Raw genomic sequence first — 18,778 nt, forward strand, 5'->3', positions numbered from 1 at the left:
ATAGGCATCACAAGGAAAAAATGAATTACTACTACCAAAAATGTTATGATTACGACGACTATCATTCAGTTGATTCATGTAGCGCGCACTCCACTTCCCATTCACACTCCTCATCCAGCTGCTCATCTGCAGCTCCTAGTTCCTCCCATTATGGAAAAGAAGGTGGATGTAAGTGTGGAGGTGAATGTGGAGGTACATGCAGCGGTACGTGCAGCGGTAAATGTGGTCGTTGGAGAAAATAGTCCGCTTGGAAGCTTGAATTCTTTCATATCAGTTAAAACCCACTATCCCGGTGATTGTGGGCTTATTTTTTGTTTAACGGCTTACATATAAATCGATTCGTGAGTTTGGCCATTTGCCAGCATCTCATTACGCAATTTCAACAGGGCTTCATCCTTGTTTTTACATTCCAACATGATATCAACATTGTAATCCTTTAATAGAGGGAGATATGACATAAAGTCTTCGTACAAGATATCATCTGCGTGACTGCGATACTCTTTTTCTGATTTAGGTGTAGAAAAGTGCATTTTAACTATCCGAGTTCCCCAAGTATTGATGATACGAGGTAAGTATTCAGCCAAATTCTCTCCATTATGGAGGCAGCGATGATGATGGATATCAAGAACCATAGGGATCTTAATACGCTCACATAAGTGTAAGACTTCTTGCATAGTAAAAGAAGTGTCATCGTTTTCTACTACCAAGCGCTTTTTTATTATCTCTGGTAGCTTTGAAAAATTCTCCTCAAATCGAGTGAGTGAGGATTCTTTATCGCCATAAACGCCTCCTACATGAGTAACTAACACTGAATTTTCATCCAAGCCCATTAAATCAAAGACAGAGGCATGATAATAAAAATCCTTTCTGGTACTTTCCAGAACTTTGTTTGACGGAGTATTTAAAATACTGTAATGACCTGGATGGGCTGTCATTCGTATGCCGTGTTTACGGATATATTCTCCTACCTTATTAAAATCCCAAGTAAATTCCTTTGCCCAATCCCAATGCTCGGCAACAGGATGGGTGGCAAAAGGCACAAATTCAGAAGGTAATCGGTACAAAAATATTCCATGCTCCACATTGTATTGCAGCAGATCTAATAGGTTAAAAAAATTGGTTTGCATGACTTTCCGTAATTTTTTTAACTGATCAGGAGGAGAAAGCTTTGCTAGTTGTCCTAAAGTTGTCTTTTTATTTGGATTGTTCTTGGTTGCCATACTGATGCAGGCATAGCCTAGGCGGATCAATCATGCTCATTCCTTTCTCCAAATGGTTCGATGAAAGTAGTATTACCCGATGGCACGAAAAAAAGAATACATGAATGTAAGAAGAAGGTGGAAACATAAGGGGGAATTGGATACTAGAGGAGGAAGTAACATGGCAGAACATTTATTAGCGGAACAATATCGCGATGGCTTACAGTCGTTTGGACGAATGATGCCCAATGTATTACAAGCCTACAATCAATTTACCAGCGCATGCTTTGCTCCAGGTGTAATTGATAGCAAACAGAAGCATTTAATGGCCCTTGGAATTTCTTTATATACAGGTAATGAGCACTGTATTGTTTATCATATGGAGGCTGCTTTGGCAGAAGGAGCTAGCCAGCAAGAAATTGCAGAAACGGTGGGGGTCGCAGGTGCTTACGGAGGCGGGACAACTTTCTCGCATGGTGTTATTTTAGTTACCGAGGTTATGGAAGAGAAAAATCAAATCCAATAAGTTCATACGGTAAAAAAGATGGTAGCCAGAAATGGCCCAACCATCTTTTTTACTACTAGCTTGGGTTAATATGTAGTGCCTCATTTCGAACTAAATTAAACGCAAGTGTTAGCAAGAGTAGGAGCAACCTTCTCCATTTTTTTAGCTTGGATTTTCATAGTGAGTACCTCCTTTGTGTTGTAAGTTTATTAGTTTGTAATTTTCCTGAAAAGACAACCTAGTTCCAAATTAAACGCAAGTGTTAGCAAGAGTAGGAGCAACTTTCTCCATTTTTTTAGCTTGAATTTTCATAATGGTACCCCCTTTGTGTTGTAAATTTATTAGTTTGTAACTTTCCTGAAAAGACGACCTAGTTCCAAATTAAACGGAAGAGCCAACAAGAGTAGGAGCAACTTTCTCCATTTTTTTAGCTTGGATTTTCATAAGTAAGCACCTCCTTTATCGTTCGTTTTTGTAAGACATGCTCAGTATAAAGTATATTCTGAATATTTACAATATTTTTTTGGTAAACTATTTTTTATATATATTAAAATGAAACGTACCTATTTCTGACAACATTTTTACAGATGACCGGAATTTGGAAGAAAAACGAGGGTAATCATGCTTTTTCGCAATCTTTTCGTGAAAAATGTTGTATAATAGGAATATAAGAGGGAAATAACGGAGGATATCGTATTTACGATGGATGTTACATAACGGTTCACGGAGAGGAGAGATGGGAATTTGACCAATGTCACCTGCCAAATTGCTCCCGGTGTTTGGACGATTATCACTTATGAAGACTCATGGAAAAGTTACATCAATAATTATGTAGTGGAACGAAATGGACGGTTTTATTTAATTGATACAAATCTTAAAAAGCATCGTTCGTATTTTCAGCAAGCACTTGTGGATATTGGTGCCACTTCAGATAAAGTGGAAGATGTACTATGTACCCATCGTTTGCCTGATCATATTGGTAATGTGGAGTTGTTTGCTACAAGCCAAAACTGGATTCACCTGCATGATTTTTTTGAACTAGATGATTTTTCACAAACGTTATTCGGTCATTCCTTTACGGGAGAAAAAGGTCAGATTGGGCTGTTTTCATTTGTGAACTTACCAACTTATACAGAGGGCTCAGTAGCTTTTTTTGATTCCGAAACAAATATTTGTTTTATTGGCGATCATCTTCATTTTTTTGGTATGGATATTGAGCAGGTGATCGGTTATCAGGAGAATTGTCGAAAAGAACTTATTTTTTATTTCGGAGCATGGTTACAACGTTGTCCAGATGTAGATCAAGTTATTGGATTTTTAGAAGCAACCAAATTATTACTACAATGGCCCATTGAGATATTGGCAACAGGACATGGTCCCATTCTACAAGGTAATATTCAGCAATTTCTCCAAGAAATTGTGGGGATATTGTCTCAATACACGGAGCAACGCTTGGCCTAGCTACTCCGAGTGACTAGTTAGATAAAAAAAGCCTCACCAAGGTAGGAGGCCTAAAAGACGCGTATTTCATTCCATTAGATTTTCATGAAGCTCCGAAACCCTTGTACATCAAGGGTTTTTCTATTTGCCTAAATGAAATCTGCACAGAGAACTTATTTCCTTGTATTTTTGGAATAATGAGAACGAAGAATGTTAACATACCAGTATTACGATAGGAATCAGACGATGAATATATGAAAAAATGAGGTTGCAAAAGATTGGATCAATTTTTGGGCGGAATTTTACACAAAAAACTTGTGAGCTGAAGGAAAAATGACTACAGCCCACAAGTTAAATACAGCACCGTATCATCCAGCATGAGAAGCCGCTTTTGCCCATTCATTTAGACGCAAATCAAGTTCTTCTTTACGGAGAAACAGCGTTTGAGAATATGCATAATGCCTGATTTTTTCAATATGTTCTACTGCAAGAGTATAATGGCCTTCTGCCGCTTCCATTTCTGCTAAACAAAAATAAAGCAGGACAGGGCGAATTCGTCTTCGCTGTAACAACGATAATGCGTGCTTAGCAGCCGGAAGGTCTCCCATTCGAACTTGACAGCAAATAATGATGCCCAGAGCACTATGCATATGTGGGTCCCTTTTATATAGATGTATGCCAATTTGCAGTGCATCACGATATCGTCCCCGATAATAGCAGGCAACGGCCAAATTGTAAAAGAGATGTTGTAAGAGAGCACGATGAAACAGTGTGGGAGATTCTTTGCACAGTATAATGGCTTGCGTAACATATGATTCAGCAGCATCGTACTTTCCTTGTAGTAACTGTTGACTCGATTTGTCGAGTAGTGCTACTGAGCGCGTTTTGTTTTTTAGGTAAGAAGACTCCAGGATTATTTGCATACGCTCAGGGTTCCGCTTGCATAACAGCGTTCTGTAATGGTAGCGAAAAGGCCACTGCAAGCGGAGTAAGCCAATGAGTAAAACTACTGCCAATCCGGTCAGTGTAGCAGGCAAAGTCATTTGAAAATAATGCATGTGGGCCCTACTCCTCTTCCATTTTTTCCGTTCAAAAAGTATCTTCATGATATCACAGCGAGGATGACTGGTATAGGGAGAGGTTGTATCTCAGTTGGCTGAGAAAAAACGCACAATCGGAAGGGTCGCACCTATTTTTTTGCTATGCTATAATTATGATCGTTGTGTAGAGTATTTATTCTTTTTTGAAAAGAGAGGCGACTTCCATCATGGATAAGTTCAAAGATAGCATGTTGCAGTTGATCGTGGAGACCTCCACTAATCTGCCGCCAGACGTTCGGCATGCCATTAACGCTGCGAAAAAAAGAGAGGATGCTGGCACGCGTGCTGCTTTATCGCTCACTACCATTGCTCAAAACATTAAGATGGCTGAAGAAAATGTTTCACCAATCTGTCAGGATACAGGAATGCCTACATTTGAAATTAAGACACCGGTAGGGGTTAACCAGATCGTGATGAAGAAAGCAATTCTGGAAGCGATTGCAGAAGCGACGAGAACTGGTAAATTACGTACTAACTCTGTAGACTCGTTAACGGGTGCCAACTCTGGAGATAATATTGGACCAGGTACACCTGTTCTTCATTTTGAACAATGGGAAGAAGATTATGCCGAAGTGAAGCTAATTCTTAAAGGTGGCGGCTGTGAAAATAAAAACGTACAATACTCTCTCCCCTGTGAGCTTCCCCATCTAGGAAAAGCTGGTCGTGACTTGGATGGAATCCGTAAGTGTATCTTGCATGCTGTCTATCAGGCGCAGGGTCAAGGCTGTAGCGCTGGTTTTATCGGAGTAGGCATTGGCGGAGACCGTACGAGTGGCTACTCACTGGCTAAGCATCAATTGTTCCGTAGCGCAGATGATTCTAATCCAATCCCCGAGTTAGCTGAATTGGAAGATTATATTATGCAAACAGCGAATGAACTGGGAATTGGAACCATGGGATTCGGGGGTAATACCACCTTGCTTGGCTGTAAAATTGGTGTAGAAAATCGCTTGCCAGCTAGCTTTTTCGTCTCAGTAGCTTATAATTGCTGGGCATTCCGACGTCAAGGGGTGCATATTAACCCAGAAACAGGAGAAATCATTCGTTATTTATATACAGAAGAAAATCATGTGGATATGGACATGTCCTCAAGCGAGGAACAAGCTGAACGCCGTGAGGTTGTATTAGAGGCACCTATAACGGAAGAACAGATTCGCAGTCTTAAAGTGGGTGATGTGGTCATTATTAATGGTATGATGCACACCGGACGCGATGCCTTGCATAAATACTTGATGGATCACGATTGCCCAATCGACCTAAACGGTGGCATTATCTATCACTGTGGTCCTGTTATGCTAAAAGATGAAGAAGGTAACTATCATGTAAAAGCTGCAGGTCCTACTACTAGTATTCGTGAGGAGCCGTATCAAGGTGACATCATGAAAAAATTTGGGATCCGAGCAGTTATGGGAAAAGGTGGCATGGGTCCAAAAACCTTGAAAGCCTTGCAAGAGCATGGAGGGGTTTACTTAAATGCTATTGGTGGAGCTGCACAGTACTACGCGGATTGTATTGAGCAGGTAGAAGGTGTAGATTTCATGGAATTTGGTATCCCAGAAGCAATGTGGCATTTACGTGTGAAAGGCTTTGCAGCAATAGTCACAATGGATTCACACGGAAACAGCTTGCATGCTGAGGTAGATAGGGATTCTGCTGAGAAGCTCGCTATGTTTGCAGATCCCGTTTTTAAATAAGAAGAAAAAGAGCAAGTAAAACAAACATACGTAGAATCTAAAAGCATGGAAAAGAAAAAGGCCTTGCAGCGCTAATCGTAGCGGATGCAAGGCCTTTTTGTGCATCGATCTATGAGGACAAGTACGGTAGGTCAGCCATTAGTGGCTTCAGAAGAAAAGGAGAGGATGCCCGTTCTGAGAGAGGTACAGAAGAGAATGAGGGTTGCGATACAAATGATGAAGTAAGGGAGGGCTTTTACCTGCCAATACTTGTCAGGTTATAGATCGATGCCTACCTTTTGGAAAATAGGTGTTCGTTTATCTCCTCTCAACCAAAACGGGCATAGGTTACTAACATAGAAGATCACTTTCTATAGGGGGCTGATACGAATGAATTATATTGTTCAACGTGGCGATACACTATATTCTATTGCTCAACGCTTTGGGGTGCCTATCGACGTAATTATTCGTGTGAATCGGTTATATCCACCATATGAGCTGTACGTCGGTCAATCTCTGTTCATTCCTGATCAGGGGCTACCTAATCCATCACCCAACGATGCAGACGAAGAACGTAGAATCGCACGATTAGAGCGTGAAGTGAGGAGGCTAAATGAAAGATACAGAGATTTAAATCGTCGCGTTAGAGCTTTAGAACAACGTCGTCGTACTTAATTTACTAGTATGCTATGCATGGAAGGGGGGAGCTGCATCCGCTCCTCTTTCTTTTTTGACAAAATTCCACTACTATAATGGTGATAAATATGCGGGCCATAGGAGGAATACGGGATGAGTAACAAGTGGAGAATTGCTCTAATCCAAATGGATGTGGTGCTGGGAAATCCAAAGGCAAACAGACAAAAGATAAAGAAAATGACCGAAAATTTACACGAATCAGGCGAACCGATTGATGTTATACTGTTGCCCGAATTGTGGGATACTGCTTATGATTTGGAACGCTTAGATGATATTGCAGATGAACAAGGTGAGAATGCCCAGGTTTTTTTAAAGGATCTAGCTCGCTCACTACATAGCCATGTATACGGTGGTTCTATTGCCGAACGTAAGGAGAATGGTGTTTACAATACTTCCTATGTATTTGATAAGCAGGGGAACTTAATCGGCTCATATTCCAAAGCCCATTTATTTAAGCTAATGAATGAACACCAGTTCCTTCAATCGGGTGATCAATTGGGCTTGTACCAAATGGACGATCAGCAGGTGGGAGCGGTTATTTGCTATGATATTCGTTTTCCAGAATGGATTCGTCTGCATGCAGTAAAGGGAGCTAAGGTCTTGTTCGTATGTGCTCAGTGGCCAAACCCTCGATTGGCTCATTGGCGCGCTCTATTAATTGCGCGAGCGATCGAAAATCAAATGTATGTAGTTGCTTGCAATCGGGTAGGAACTGATTCTGCGAGTAGCTTCTTCGGCCATTCCATGGTAATTGATCCATGGGGAGAAGTGATTGCTGAAGCTGGTGAAGAAGAAATGATTCTAACTGCTGAGATCGATTTGGATATTGTCGATCAGGTTCGTTCTAAGATTCCTGTGTTTGCCGATCGTCGTCCTAATATTTACAGCTAAGAAGATAAAGTTGATTGTAGCATAGAGAAAATGGGCCGCATCTATGCTTCTGCCTACAGCGTTTATCCCTTTTTTACATAGCCTATTAGTAAGGAATGTGAGGAGGTGGAGAACAATGGCTGGTCTATTTAATAGCAAAGGGATGATGCACCATTTCTCAGGGATTCGTACAAAAGTTGTTCAAATCCGAGAGTTAGTGGAGACGGTTGACACCGTATTTACTTCATTCGACCGAATGGGTGAACTAGGAAAATCGGTTAACCCTTTTAAGCCTAAAAAAAGAAGGGAAAACATTCCGCACGATATGGAATAATATGGAGAATTAAAGTTGAAAGGTTGCCCTTTTTTAGGCAACCTTTCAACGTGTAGCAGGACGATTTTTGCAGGATGATTTTATTTACTGTTCGAAGGAAGATACTTTTTAAAGTTTACATGTGCTATTCAAGACGAGTTTATATAAGTGCCTTCCGCTTTTTGAAATCAGTGTCCAAGTAATAGCTATGATATACGAGAAGATTTGGACCAGCACATTCGGCATTTGGACAAAAACAATTAATGGATTGATTTAGCGAATGACTTTGCCAACGAGCAAACATACTCTCTAGGGTATCTGTATGAATATTTCCTAGAATGCCTACATCCCCAAAGTCAGTTACAGTTACATCTCCGGTAAATATGTTGATATTTAAACGACAGCGCCCATCAGGGTCGTTGCGTACAGTAACATTCTTAGATTGACGCAGACGCAGAATAAGCTCTTGATCATCAGGGTCTTGACTGCATGCAAAAAACGGCAGGGTACCGAACAGCATCCACATCTCTTCATCGCGTACGTCTAAAAGGGTGTGAATAGATTCACGTAGCTGAGGCAAGGTCAGCACAGGTAGATTTTTAGCAAAATCGCTTTGGTACATAGGATGTACCTCGTGGCGAACACAACCCATTTCTTTAATTAATTGGTGAATCTTCGGGAGCTTTTGCCACGTCCGAGTATTCAGCATGCTTTCGGCAGAGACGATTACGCCTGCATTTGCTAATTTTTTTGCATTGTCCATTGTTAATTGGTACAGTTTCTCTGCTTGGGTGAGTGAAACCTTTTGCGGACTATTTACGTATACCACTTCATGAAAATCTTCAGGCTGACTATAGTTCCACGACATATGCATCACATCAATGTATGGCAAAACAGCTTCGTAACGGGAAAATGGCAGAGATAAATTGGAGTTGATCTGTGTGCGTAAACCCCGTTCAGTAGCATACTGCAAAATAGGCGCAATTACGTTATTTACTGTTCGCTGACTGTACATTGGTTCTCCACCCGTAATGCTAAGGGTTAACAAATCCTTGGCTTCATCTAGACGCTGTAGGATAAGTTCTATTGGCAAGTGTGGATCATCTTTTATCCGTAATGTTTCACCAACAGCGCAATGTTCACAGCGCAGGTTGCATAGATTGGTCACAGTAAACTCAATACTGGTCAATTTGTAGGCAGGTGGTGTAGCATTATATAAAGGCTCCCATGGGTCCTTTTGAGGTGTAATGGGTGTAGTTGGAACAAAGCGTTTCAATGGTGAAACCTCCTTAATAGAAACATAACGTTGCCTCAGTAGTTTTATAATGAGGCTATATGAACAAACACCATTATAACCATAAATGGAGAGGGTGAGAATACCAACACCATGATTGCAGGCATTTCATTTGGCAATGGAGTCTTTTATCACAACAAAAATGTCATTGCATGTGCTGAGGTAAAGAACGGTGTCATCCATACATGGGCCGAGAAAATGGGGATAGGAACGCTATGTAAAATGTGGTGGCGTATTGTTAGCTCTCTGCCTTGGTACTATCATATCCTACATTTGTTGTTGATTTTGTATGTTTATTTCCCGGTTTTTGGAGAAGTTGATCCATTGTGGTTGGTGGTTTATGGAGCGGGCTTCCACTTTATTTTTCCAAAACGATTAAAACAGTTTCACGGAGCTGAGCATAAAGTATTTAGTTATTATGGGGAAATTAAGCCTGAGAATTGGGAGAATATACAGCAGGCTTCTATTATCAATCGAGGCTGTTCTACGAATATGGTTACTTTTTTCTTTGTCTTTTTTCTCCCAACAATTTGTTTTTTTTCACTGTGGATAGCTGTTCTGATAGGATTTGCTGGAATAGGAGTATGTAATCTATTGTCCAAATATACACCAAGGCTAATGGAACCATTGTATCGTGTATCTGGTTGCTTGCAGTATTATGTTACAACAAAGGAACCGGAGCGACTACATATGGATACGGCCATTCGGTCTTATGCTTTGTTTATTTACTTTCGGAGTATGGAGGAGGAGAGGGATTAGGTTATAGGTCTTTAGTTGGTATCTGTCCTATGAATAAAGTTCGATGGATTCCCATTTTTTTGTCTGGTACTATTTCTTTCATACACATTACTTGTGAAAGGAATATGAAAGATCGAGATAAAAGAAAGAGAGTGGGAACAGACATATGAAGTTTAGTAAAGGCATCGTAGCAGGTATAACAACAATGTTTGTATTGATTGCGGCTTTTTGTATGCCTCTTCAGACACAAGCGGCGAATCCAAATACCTCTAGTATTGTACAAGCGAGTACCTTCACTGATATAGATGAACATTGGGCGAGATCTTACATTCAATTTCTTGCAGAGCGTGGCATCGTAAAAGGAAAATATATCCCATTTCGTCCCAATGCTCCGATTTCTCGAGGAGAGGCAATTGCTTTATTGAATCGGGTGACTCAGTATTCCTATGGAGTCGTAGCCTCTCCTTCTGAAGCAGCTAAAGTAGATAAACGATACCCGCTTGTTCAAGAAATCAAGCAAGCGGTAGGCACTATGAATGCTATGTTGTATGCGGATCAGAAGGCATATACGCGTTTTAATCCAGGGGATAATGCGTTATATTTACTTCACCTTAGCGCTGTTAAAAAACCGTTGAAAATCGGGAGAATCTTGGAAAGTGATTGGTGGCTATCTTCCGAACATTTACAAGCACCGTTAAATCGAGAAGAAGCTAGTATGCTGCTATTTCATACGATTCTGCCGAATATTCGATATGATTTACATATTGAGCCGGCTAAACTTCAGGAAGGTTTGAACGGCTATTATCAGGCGACGGTTTCGAATGCCTATCAGGATACGCAATCGTTGTATGCTACCGGAATTAAAGGGTATAAATTGCTGGAAGATCATTCAGGTCTTTTTCAACCAACCCAGACCATGACGAGGGCCCAATTCGCTGTCATTTTACAGCGTTTACTGATTGCAAATGAACAGCAAAAACAAAAACAATGGAGCGGCCCTGTTCAAGAGAAAACACGCATTAGCAATCTGATGCTAACAGCGGCCACCTATGCTTATCTAAGTAAGAACGAGCAATTGATGACTTCCTACTTCAGTAAAGATGCATTACATACGATAGAAAAGCTACGACCGCTACCTTTGCATGATATCATGGGTAGCTATCAAGTCATTGACAGTAATGACAACACAATAAAGGCGCAGGGAGCTTATTTTTCAAGTATGACGGGTAACTATAAAGTGGAGTATGAGATGATTAAAAGCGAGCAGAGTAGTAATCCGTATGGCTGGGTTATTACTAAAATTACTCATATCCAAAAATAAGAAACGATCGTGACCCTTTGAAGTGAGGGTACGATCGTTTTTTATTCGGTTTACCTTGAAAGTGGATTCTCCTCCAGCTTTCGATACATTTTACCTTTTTCCACATAAGATTGACGAACACGGCGTAAATCCTTAAAATCGTCTTCGTTTAATTCGCGCTTTACCTTCGCAGGAGAGCCTACGACTAGTGTACGAGGTGGTACTTTCATACCAGGTGGCACCAAAGCACCGGCAGCAACCATAGCCTCTTCACCGATTTCAGCTCCATCTAGCACGATAGAACCCATACCAATCAGAGCGCCTTGACGTACGGTACAACTATGTAATACGGCGTTATGGCCAATCGTTACATCGTCCTCAATTATGAGGGCACAAAGTGGACTTTGGTGAAGCGTACTATTATCTTGAACACTGACTCGCTTACCAATGATAGTAGGAGAGACATCGCCTCGTATGACCGAATTGTACCAGATCGATGTCTCCTCACCGATCTTAACGTCTCCTGTGACGACAGCACCTTTAGCAATAAACACGCTAGGATGAATCTGTGGCTCTTTGCCTTCAAAAGGAAGTAATAGCATGGAAAATAAGCCTCCTGTTCGATGATGAGTATTTCATTCGTGGGTACTATGTAGAGTTGCAATACTCTTTCCACAATTCTAACACACAACCATCTAACAAGCTTTACTTAGGCGATTCTAAGCTTGGATCGCTTTGTCTTATTCGTTATTATATTGCTCGTCAAACTTTTCTTTTGTTAGAGCATAGAATAGATGATCTTCCCAGTTACCGTTGATTTTGAGATAATTGGCACCGAATCCTTCTTTGACGAAACCTACCTTTTCTAAAACGCGTTGGGATGCTCTATTATGTGGCATGATATTGGCTTGTATACGATGCAAAAGTAGTCTGTCGAACGAAAATGAAATAATGAGATGGAGAGCTTCGGTCATATAACCTTGGCTTTGACAAGAATGATCTATATCATAACCGATAAAAGCATTTTGAAAAGGGCCACGAAATACTTGTGATAGTGTTACTTTACCAACAAGTCGTTCGCTAGTTTGTTCAAAGATTCCGAAAGAATATCGTTGATCCCCTTTAACCTCCTCCCATTGAGTAGTTTGATTTATGGCATTTTCGAGTGTGAAATAATTCTCATCACGCAAAGGTGAATATGGAGCATGAAATTGTTGATTCGTAAGTAAATAAGCTAGAAAAGATTCTGCATGTGCAGGTGTTAGTAATTGTAAAAAAATAAGTTTACCTTTTATTCGCAGGTTAAATAAATTCATTTCCAATCCTCCTAAAGAGTAAGAAAAAAGTGATATTTTACATCTTTTAGTAACCTTTCCAGAATGTCAAGGTTGAATTGTACCCCTATATATGATAGATTAATCCTTAGTAAAGGCAAGGATTGTGGGTAGTCGCTGTTGTCACCAGCTTGTCTGGGAGACGATAGAGGAAAGTCCAGGCTCGCCCGGGCTGAGATGCCCGGAGTGTTCGTACCTAGTGCAAACTAGGGCAGTGAGGGTTGCCTCACTGACGGCGCAGAAAGGGTTCTCCCTGAGACCCAAGTACGCTGAAAGTGCCACAGAAACGTAGCTTCTCTGGCGACAGAGAAGATGGAACGCGGTAAACCCTGCGAGCGAGAAACCCAAATTAGGTAGGGGAACCGTCTGGACGGAATTGAACGAAAAGGACGGATGGCAAAAGGAATTTTGCCATAGATAGATGACTACAACTCTTCGTGCGAGGGGAAGGTCCGTTTGCAGCACGAGAGATACAGAACCTGGCTTATAGCATTCCTTGCTTATTCAATATTTTTTCAGTATAAATGTAAATGCAACAATAAGGCAACAAACAAATATGATAGTTTACAACAAGAAAAAACCGGTGCATCGGAGCGCCGGTTTTTTTGTTTTCTTACATGATACGTACTTTATATTTTTTCATCCAGAAGTCTACTTGCGCCAAAAAGGCAAACATTTGGGGAGTACTCATTAATTGACCAAAAAAAGGCATTTCAATTGCCGAAGCATCTGTTTGCAGGAGAGTACGTAAATAAGGAACATCCAATAGCGTATGAAGAGAAGAACTGCTATCATCTAATACATCGATAAGCCATTGTCTAGTTGCTTGGGCGTATGCAGGATTATGAGTTTTAGGATAAGGACTTTTTTTACGATATAACACATCAGCGGGCAAAAACCCTTCTAGTGCTTTGCGTAAAATGCCTTTTTCCCTGCCATCGTGCATTTTCATCTCCCAAGGTACATTCCACATGTATTCTACAAGTCTGTGATCGCAAAATGGAACACGTGCTTCTAAACTAGCCATCATACTCATGCGATCCTTTCGATCAAGTAAAGTATTCATAAACCAAGTATGGTTTAAATAAAACATCTCCCGTCGTTTCTCTTCTAGCCGATCTTCCCCATCCAAGCGAGGAACTTCAGCTAGTGAATTCCGATAACGCCCTTTTACATATGAATCAGGTTGTAACCAAGCCTTCATTTCATCTGAAAGCCATTTGTACCGTTGATCACTTCTTCTCGCCCACGGAAAAGTATCTGCAAACAGGGCTTCTTCTTGATGAAACCAAGGATAGCCTCCAAATATTTCGTCAGCACATTCACCAGAAAGCACGACTGTAGTTTCCTTTTTCATTTCCGCACAAAAGAGATACAGCGAAGCGTCAATATCTGCCATGCCTGGTAAGTCACGGGCATATACAGCAGTTTGGAGGGCTTGCACCAACTCGGGGGTGTCAAATTCGATATAGTGGTGCTGGGTTCCTATATAATCACTCACCCGTTTAATCCATTGAGAATCTGAATCAGGCTGATAGGCATGAGCAGTGAAAAAGTGGTCATTATCTTTGTAATCAATGGAGTAGGTATGAACCATTCCTTTTCCTTGATGATGATAATATCTTGCCGCAATAGCGGTAATGGCACTGGAGTCAAGCCCTCCTGATAGCAACATCGAGACAGGAACGTCAGCAACGAGTTGACGTTCGATTGCATTTACGACTAAATCCCGTATCGTATCGACGGTTGTCTCAAAATTGTCGGGATGTTCATGACTTTTCAAGCTCCAGTATGATTCTGTAGTAAAACCACTCCGAGAGTATACCCCGAAATAGCCGGGACGTAATTCATGCATTCCCTGGAATACACCGTGTCCAGGTGTGCGAGCGGGTGAAATAAGCAGTACTTCCGCTAAACCTTCCCGATCAACAATAGGCTCAACCTCCGGGTGTGCAAGAATTGCTTTCATTTCTGAACCGAATAGGAACTGCCCATCTTTTTCAAGATAAAAGAACGGTTTCACGCCCATTCGATCACGCGCAACGAATAAGAGCTGCTCTTTTTCATTCCAAATAGCAAATGCAAAAATTCCGTTTAGTCGCTCAAGGCATTTTTCTCCCCATTCTACGTATGCCGTGAGTAGTACTTCCGTATCTGAGTGGGAAGAGAATCGGTGACCACGGTTTAGCAATTCTTTGCGTAAATCTTCCGTATTGTACAATTCACCGTTATATACCAGTGTATAGCTTAGGTCTCCATAGCGTTTGGTCATTGGCTGAGTTCCGCCCTCAGGATCTACAACAATAAGACGACGATGTCCAAACACAACCCGATCATGGAAGTAATACCCCGTACTATCTGGACCTCTGTATTGAAGTGTCTCAGTCATTGCTTCTATGATCTCTTGTTCATCTTTTACATTCCGCATAAAACTAGCCCAGCCTGCAATTCCACACATCATTTCTCACCCTTTCTCTTCTGTACTTTTCTATTCAAACGATACTAAGCAAAACGGGTCATCTAGGCTCATCGTATGCAATATAGGCTAACATGGTACCCTGTCCCTTTTTTAAAACAAACGATAAAAAAGTTCTTTTTCCTTTACAATGCCTGAGCTTTGATGCGAATATGAAATATACATACATTTTATCCTTATTTTGGAGGTGCGGTTTGTGCGAGAGGTCATCTCGTGGTCAGAAACAGACGGATTTGTCTCTTTTGTTCAAAATTGTCCAGATGGAGTCTTAATCTTTTCTGCAGAAGGGAATATATTGTATGCCAACCAGTCCTGGTATCACCTAGCAGGCAATTGTTTTACTGACGAATTTGAAGTAGATATTGATGCTTATCTACTCCGATTCAGGCAAGGGTTAGTAAAAATAGAGCCAAGTGTCATACAACCATTGAGTACCAGTCATGAGCCCTACATTGTTCAAATTCCTCATAAAAAAGGATGGATGATGGACATTTCATTTACACTTTTTCCAATTAATTGGTATAAAGGAAAAGCCGCTGTAGGGGCCCTTGTACGAGATGTGACAGAGCAGAAGCAAAGACAGAGGAAGCTTGAGGAAGTGGAACAGAGCCTTGATACCTTCATCAAGTACACACGCGATGCCATATTTTTTATTTCTCCGGATTTTAAAGTATTACGTATGAGCAATTCATTTCAGATCATGACTGGATATTCTCCTCAGGAACTTTATGACAACCCCAGAATCCTACTTCCTGACGATGTTGCATTACAAGAACAACAGCAACATTTCGATTATGTCATGAAAACGGGGAAGCCCGTATTATTTTATACGAAACGACGTCACAAGAAGGGCAATCTTCTTGAGATTTGCATGACTTATAAACCTGTTTGTAATAAAGATGCTTGTGTTATAGGTGTAGTAGCGGTGATGCGTAATATTACCGAGCGTGTTCAGGTTGAGACTGAATTACGAGATGCCAAAGAACTGTTGGAATCTTTTGTTAACAGTGCTTCTGATTGCATCGTGCTTATTGATTTAGAGTGGAATATTTTAATGGTAAATCCTGCTTGTGAACAAATGTATGGGTACAGTTATGAAGAATTGATTATGCATCAAGAAAATCTACTAAAGCCAGTCATTTTGAAAGGGATTATTGGTAACACACAAAAGGCTATGGACGGAAAGATGGTTTTGGAGGAGGAAAATCAATTCACTCATCGGAATGGACATATTGTTCACACCCTATCATCTTATATTCCGATTAGAAATCATGAAGGAAAGATTTTGGCAGTAGCTTTGATTACGAGAGATGTGACGGAACAAAGGAGAATTGCGCAAGCACTAGGTGACAGTGAGGCTAAATATCGACTGATTTCTGAAAATATGACTGATCTTATTGCCATTTTGGATCGGAGTGGACGCTATATTTATGTGTCTCCTTCGTTTCAGACAATTTTAGGCTATACGCCAGAAAGCTTATTGGGAATGGATTATCGTAAGTGGGTACATACAGATGACAGAGAGTTTTTGAAGCAGGGGCGTAAGAGATTAATCGCTGAAGGTACCGTTACGCAAGTGGAGCTTCGCTATCAGTGTGCTTCAGGTGAGTGGATGTATTTGGAGGCTAATGGAACTCCAGTATTCAATGGAAAACAAAATTTAGAGCACTTTGTTTTTGTAGCTCGAAATATTACCGATCGTAAACAAGCGGAGGTCTTATTACGTAATTCGGATAAGCTATCGCTCATTGGGGAGATGGCAGCAGGGGTTGCCCATGAAATTCGTAATCCGCTAACCGCATTGCGAGGCTTTATTCAATTGTTACAAGATCAAACAAATGAGCATAATTTTTATTTTGAGGTCATGATATCTGAATTAGATCGAATCAATTTTATTGTAAGTGAATTATTAGTACTAGCGAAGCCACAGGTTCAACATGTGAAGCAAAAAAATGTAGTAGATCTCGTCCGTAATGTGATGACGTTATTAGAGAGCCAAGCATTGATGCATAATGTGCTTTTTCAACTCGATGTTGAAGAGCAGCCCATATTGATTACTTGTGAAGAAAATCAGATGAAACAAGTCTTTATCAATATCATGAAGAATGCCATGGAAGCAATGCCTAATGGTGGAATGATCCATATAACTGTAAAACAAGAAGGGCTGATGGTTGATATTTGTTTTCGTGATGAAGGATGCGGTATACCGGAAGATCGTGTTAGTAAACTTGGAGAGCCTTTTTATACTACAAAAGATAAAGGAACAGGGCTGGGCCTCATGGTTAGTAAAAAAATCATCCGAGATCATCAGGGTTCCATACTCATTGATAGTGTGATAAATCAAGGAACAACTGTGCATGTGAATGTACCTCTCTCTAGTCTGAAACAATAATAAATAAAAATAACAAAGTAGCAACGAGAAACAGTCATAGGAGGTGACAAATTGCACATCGGTTGTCATGTAAGTGTACGCCAGGGGTATACAGAGGCCTCGCGGATAGCGAAACGCTTGGGAGGGTCTTGCTATCAGTATTTTCCTAAAAACCCGCGCAGTTTACAGGTCAAATCGTTTTCGATACAGGATGCGCATAAATGTCGTGATTTTTGTGAAGAAAACGGAATGATTTCCATTGCTCATACACCATATCCAACTAATCTGTGTATAGAGGGGAAGGGGGAACATGCGGCAATGGTTGCCTCCGTACGCAATGATTTGGAGATTGCGGATGCCTGTGGATCTATTGGAGTTGTCGTTCATTTTGGGCAATATAAAGGAAATCACTCAGATCCGTTATATGGCTATCAATTGATGATCCATTCTCTAAATGAAATTTTAGAGGGGTGGACAGGCAATGCGCTCATTTTACTTGAAAATAATGCTGGTCAGGGAAATAAGATGGGTTTGACATTAGAAGAGCTTGTTCAAGTACGTGCACTGATCAACAGACCAGAACTGGTCGGGTTTTGTTTAGATACCTGCCATGCCTTTGCAAGTGGGTTATGGACAGGAGAAAATTGGATAGATGTGCAGAAACGAGGCGAGGAATTAGGGTATTTTACTCATTTAAAAGCGGTTCATCTCAATGATTCTCGTTATCCTACAGGCTCCTATCGTGATCGTCATGCTGATATTGGATGGGGAGAGATCGGAGTAGAAAGACTGGGTGAATTGATTAGAAGTATGGTTATTCGTGAGGTTCCCCTATTTTTAGAAACGCCTGGAGAACGACCTGGTGGTCATAAGGCAGAAATCGCTTTTGTCAAACAATTGTTTGGAAGTCCACAGTAGGATATGATTAGAGTGACCGTACTTCAGAGCGGGCAATTTACTAGACAGAGGAGATACTATGACACGTACAATTAAAGTAACCATTCACAACTTTGATAAAATCAAAGAAAATCTAGCGGAGAGTAATGAACTAAAGCTTTATGAAGAAGCAAACGGCAAAGTCCTAGAAGCTGAGATTGAAACAGATGGCTATGCTATTGTAGATATTACAGAAGAAGATTACATTGAATTAGCACCTGATGAGTATGAGCTGATGATTATGGAATGGAAAGTGGCTGGTAAAATAGACGAGCTGATTTTAGAAACGATGTCAGACCCTAATGACGATAAGGCAATGTTGTATCGCGGTGTTGATCCTATTGGAACTGTGAAAGTAGAGCCAGTTTCCTTACCGAAAAAGCTGGTAGAGCAATTAGCAAAAGCTTGGTTTTCAACACCAAAGCCAGCTGTAGAACCAAAAATAAACGAAAAAGAGTAAAGAGAGTATTAAATTAGAGGTGCTTTGTTAAAGCGCCGGATCTAAAAGAGGCGGGGAAAAAATCTTCCTTTTT

Annotated in this window: 18 protein-coding genes and 1 other RNA gene; 13 read left to right on the forward strand and 6 right to left on the reverse strand. The window is 40.7% G+C overall.

Going from position 1 to position 18,778, the window contains the following annotated elements; translation table 11 throughout:
• The first annotated feature begins 45 nt into the window (after window positions 1–45).
• Window positions 46–333, forward strand: coding sequence for a hypothetical protein (locus BrL25_RS25350; protein WP_018673076.1), 288 nt, complete (start codon window positions 46–48; stop codon window positions 331–333).
• Here the strand turns inward: BrL25_RS25350 and uvsE are convergent.
• Window positions 324–1,250: a UV DNA damage repair endonuclease UvsE gene (gene uvsE / locus BrL25_RS18085; protein WP_018673077.1), complete on the reverse strand. Its 927-nt coding sequence runs from the start codon at window positions 1,248–1,250 to the stop codon at window positions 324–326. The two genes, BrL25_RS25350 and uvsE, sit on opposite strands and share 10 nt — an antisense overlap.
• A 130-nt stretch (window positions 1,251–1,380) precedes the next feature.
• Here uvsE and BrL25_RS18090 point away from each other — a divergent pair, with 130 nt between their 5' ends.
• Both BrL25_RS18090 and BrL25_RS18095 read left to right on the forward strand, forming a co-directional pair.
• A complete protein-coding gene (locus tag BrL25_RS18090) occupies window positions 1,381–1,725 on the forward strand; it encodes a carboxymuconolactone decarboxylase family protein (protein ID WP_018673078.1) in 345 nt (114 codons plus the stop codon).
• Window positions 1,726–2,448: 723 nt separating this feature from the next.
• Entirely contained in the window at window positions 2,449–3,165 is a 717-nt protein-coding gene (locus BrL25_RS18095) for an MBL fold metallo-hydrolase (RefSeq protein ID WP_018673079.1), read from the forward strand.
• Between the two features lie 347 nt (window positions 3,166–3,512).
• On the opposite strand, the gene BrL25_RS18100 is transcribed toward BrL25_RS18095, so the two are convergent.
• Window positions 3,513–4,202, reverse strand: coding sequence for a tetratricopeptide repeat protein (locus tag BrL25_RS18100; protein ID WP_018673080.1), 690 nt, complete (start codon window positions 4,200–4,202; stop codon window positions 3,513–3,515).
• A gap of 209 nt (window positions 4,203–4,411) precedes the next feature.
• Between BrL25_RS18100 and BrL25_RS18105 the strand changes: the two genes are divergently transcribed.
• From BrL25_RS18105 to BrL25_RS18120, 4 genes are all read left to right on the forward strand, one after another.
• The gene (locus BrL25_RS18105) at window positions 4,412–5,938 is read left to right on the forward strand and encodes a fumarate hydratase (protein ID WP_018673081.1); all 1,527 of its coding nucleotides are present in this window, start codon (window positions 4,412–4,414) and stop codon (window positions 5,936–5,938) included.
• A 369-nt stretch (window positions 5,939–6,307) separates the two neighbouring features.
• Complete coding sequence (locus BrL25_RS18110; protein ID WP_018673082.1) at window positions 6,308–6,592, forward strand: LysM peptidoglycan-binding domain-containing protein; 285 nt, start codon at window positions 6,308–6,310, stop codon at window positions 6,590–6,592.
• 114 nt (window positions 6,593–6,706) lie between these two features.
• The gene (locus BrL25_RS18115; protein ID WP_018673083.1) at window positions 6,707–7,504 is read left to right on the forward strand and encodes a carbon-nitrogen family hydrolase; all 798 of its coding nucleotides are present in this window, start codon (window positions 6,707–6,709) and stop codon (window positions 7,502–7,504) included.
• Between the two features lie 115 nt (window positions 7,505–7,619).
• Window positions 7,620–7,817, forward strand: coding sequence for a hypothetical protein (locus BrL25_RS18120; RefSeq protein WP_018673084.1), 198 nt, complete (start codon window positions 7,620–7,622; stop codon window positions 7,815–7,817).
• 139 nt (window positions 7,818–7,956) lie between these two features.
• Here the strand turns inward: BrL25_RS18120 and yfkAB are convergent, their stop codons facing one another.
• Complete coding sequence (gene yfkAB, locus BrL25_RS18125; protein ID WP_018673085.1) at window positions 7,957–9,072, reverse strand: radical SAM/CxCxxxxC motif protein YfkAB; 1,116 nt, start codon at window positions 9,070–9,072, stop codon at window positions 7,957–7,959.
• Between the two features lie 111 nt (window positions 9,073–9,183).
• Here yfkAB and BrL25_RS18130 point away from each other — a divergent pair, with 111 nt between their 5' ends.
• Together BrL25_RS18130 and BrL25_RS18135 are read left to right on the forward strand one after the other, a co-directional pair.
• Window positions 9,184–9,849, forward strand: coding sequence for a DUF1385 domain-containing protein (locus tag BrL25_RS18130; protein ID WP_018673086.1), 666 nt, complete (start codon window positions 9,184–9,186; stop codon window positions 9,847–9,849).
• 145 nt (window positions 9,850–9,994) lie between these two features.
• Window positions 9,995–11,149 carry an S-layer homology domain-containing protein gene (locus tag BrL25_RS18135; protein ID WP_018673087.1) on the forward strand — a complete coding sequence of 385 codons (1,155 nt, stop codon included), beginning with the start codon at window positions 9,995–9,997 and terminating at the stop codon, window positions 11,147–11,149.
• 50 nt (window positions 11,150–11,199) lie between these two features.
• Here the strand turns inward: BrL25_RS18135 and BrL25_RS18140 are convergent, their stop codons facing one another.
• Window positions 11,200–11,730, reverse strand: coding sequence for a gamma carbonic anhydrase (locus tag BrL25_RS18140; RefSeq protein ID WP_018673088.1), 531 nt, complete (start codon window positions 11,728–11,730; stop codon window positions 11,200–11,202).
• 138 nt (window positions 11,731–11,868) lie between these two features.
• The gene (locus BrL25_RS18145) at window positions 11,869–12,444 is read right to left on the reverse strand and encodes a GNAT family N-acetyltransferase (protein WP_018673089.1); all 576 of its coding nucleotides are present in this window, start codon (window positions 12,442–12,444) and stop codon (window positions 11,869–11,871) included.
• Between the two features lie 120 nt (window positions 12,445–12,564).
• On the opposite strand from BrL25_RS18145, the gene rnpB reads away from it, so the two are divergent.
• Window positions 12,565–12,954, forward strand: an RNA gene (gene rnpB / locus BrL25_RS18150) — RNase P RNA component class B.
• A gap of 121 nt (window positions 12,955–13,075) precedes the next feature.
• Here rnpB and asnB read toward each other — a convergent pair.
• Complete coding sequence (gene asnB / locus BrL25_RS18155; RefSeq protein ID WP_018673090.1) at window positions 13,076–14,920, reverse strand: asparagine synthase (glutamine-hydrolyzing); 1,845 nt, start codon at window positions 14,918–14,920, stop codon at window positions 13,076–13,078.
• A 214-nt stretch (window positions 14,921–15,134) separates the two neighbouring features.
• On the opposite strand from asnB, the gene BrL25_RS18160 reads away from it, so the two are divergent.
• The 3 genes from BrL25_RS18160 to BrL25_RS18170 are packed head-to-tail and all read left to right on the forward strand — an operon-like array spanning window position 15,135 to window position 18,705.
• The gene (locus BrL25_RS18160) at window positions 15,135–17,330 is read left to right on the forward strand and encodes a PAS domain-containing sensor histidine kinase (protein WP_018673091.1); all 2,196 of its coding nucleotides are present in this window, start codon (window positions 15,135–15,137) and stop codon (window positions 17,328–17,330) included.
• Between the two features lie 51 nt (window positions 17,331–17,381).
• A complete protein-coding gene (locus BrL25_RS18165) occupies window positions 17,382–18,227 on the forward strand; it encodes a deoxyribonuclease IV (protein WP_018673092.1) in 846 nt (281 codons plus the stop codon).
• 58 nt (window positions 18,228–18,285) lie between these two features.
• Window positions 18,286–18,705 carry a hypothetical protein gene (locus BrL25_RS18170; RefSeq protein WP_018673093.1) on the forward strand — a complete coding sequence of 140 codons (420 nt, stop codon included), beginning with the start codon at window positions 18,286–18,288 and terminating at the stop codon, window positions 18,703–18,705.
• Window positions 18,706–18,778 lie beyond the last annotated feature (73 nt).

Origin of the sequence: Brevibacillus laterosporus DSM 25 (genome assembly GCF_002706795.1) — a bacterium.
Taxonomy (GTDB): Bacteria; Bacillota; Bacilli; order Brevibacillales; family Brevibacillaceae; genus Brevibacillus_B; species Brevibacillus_B laterosporus.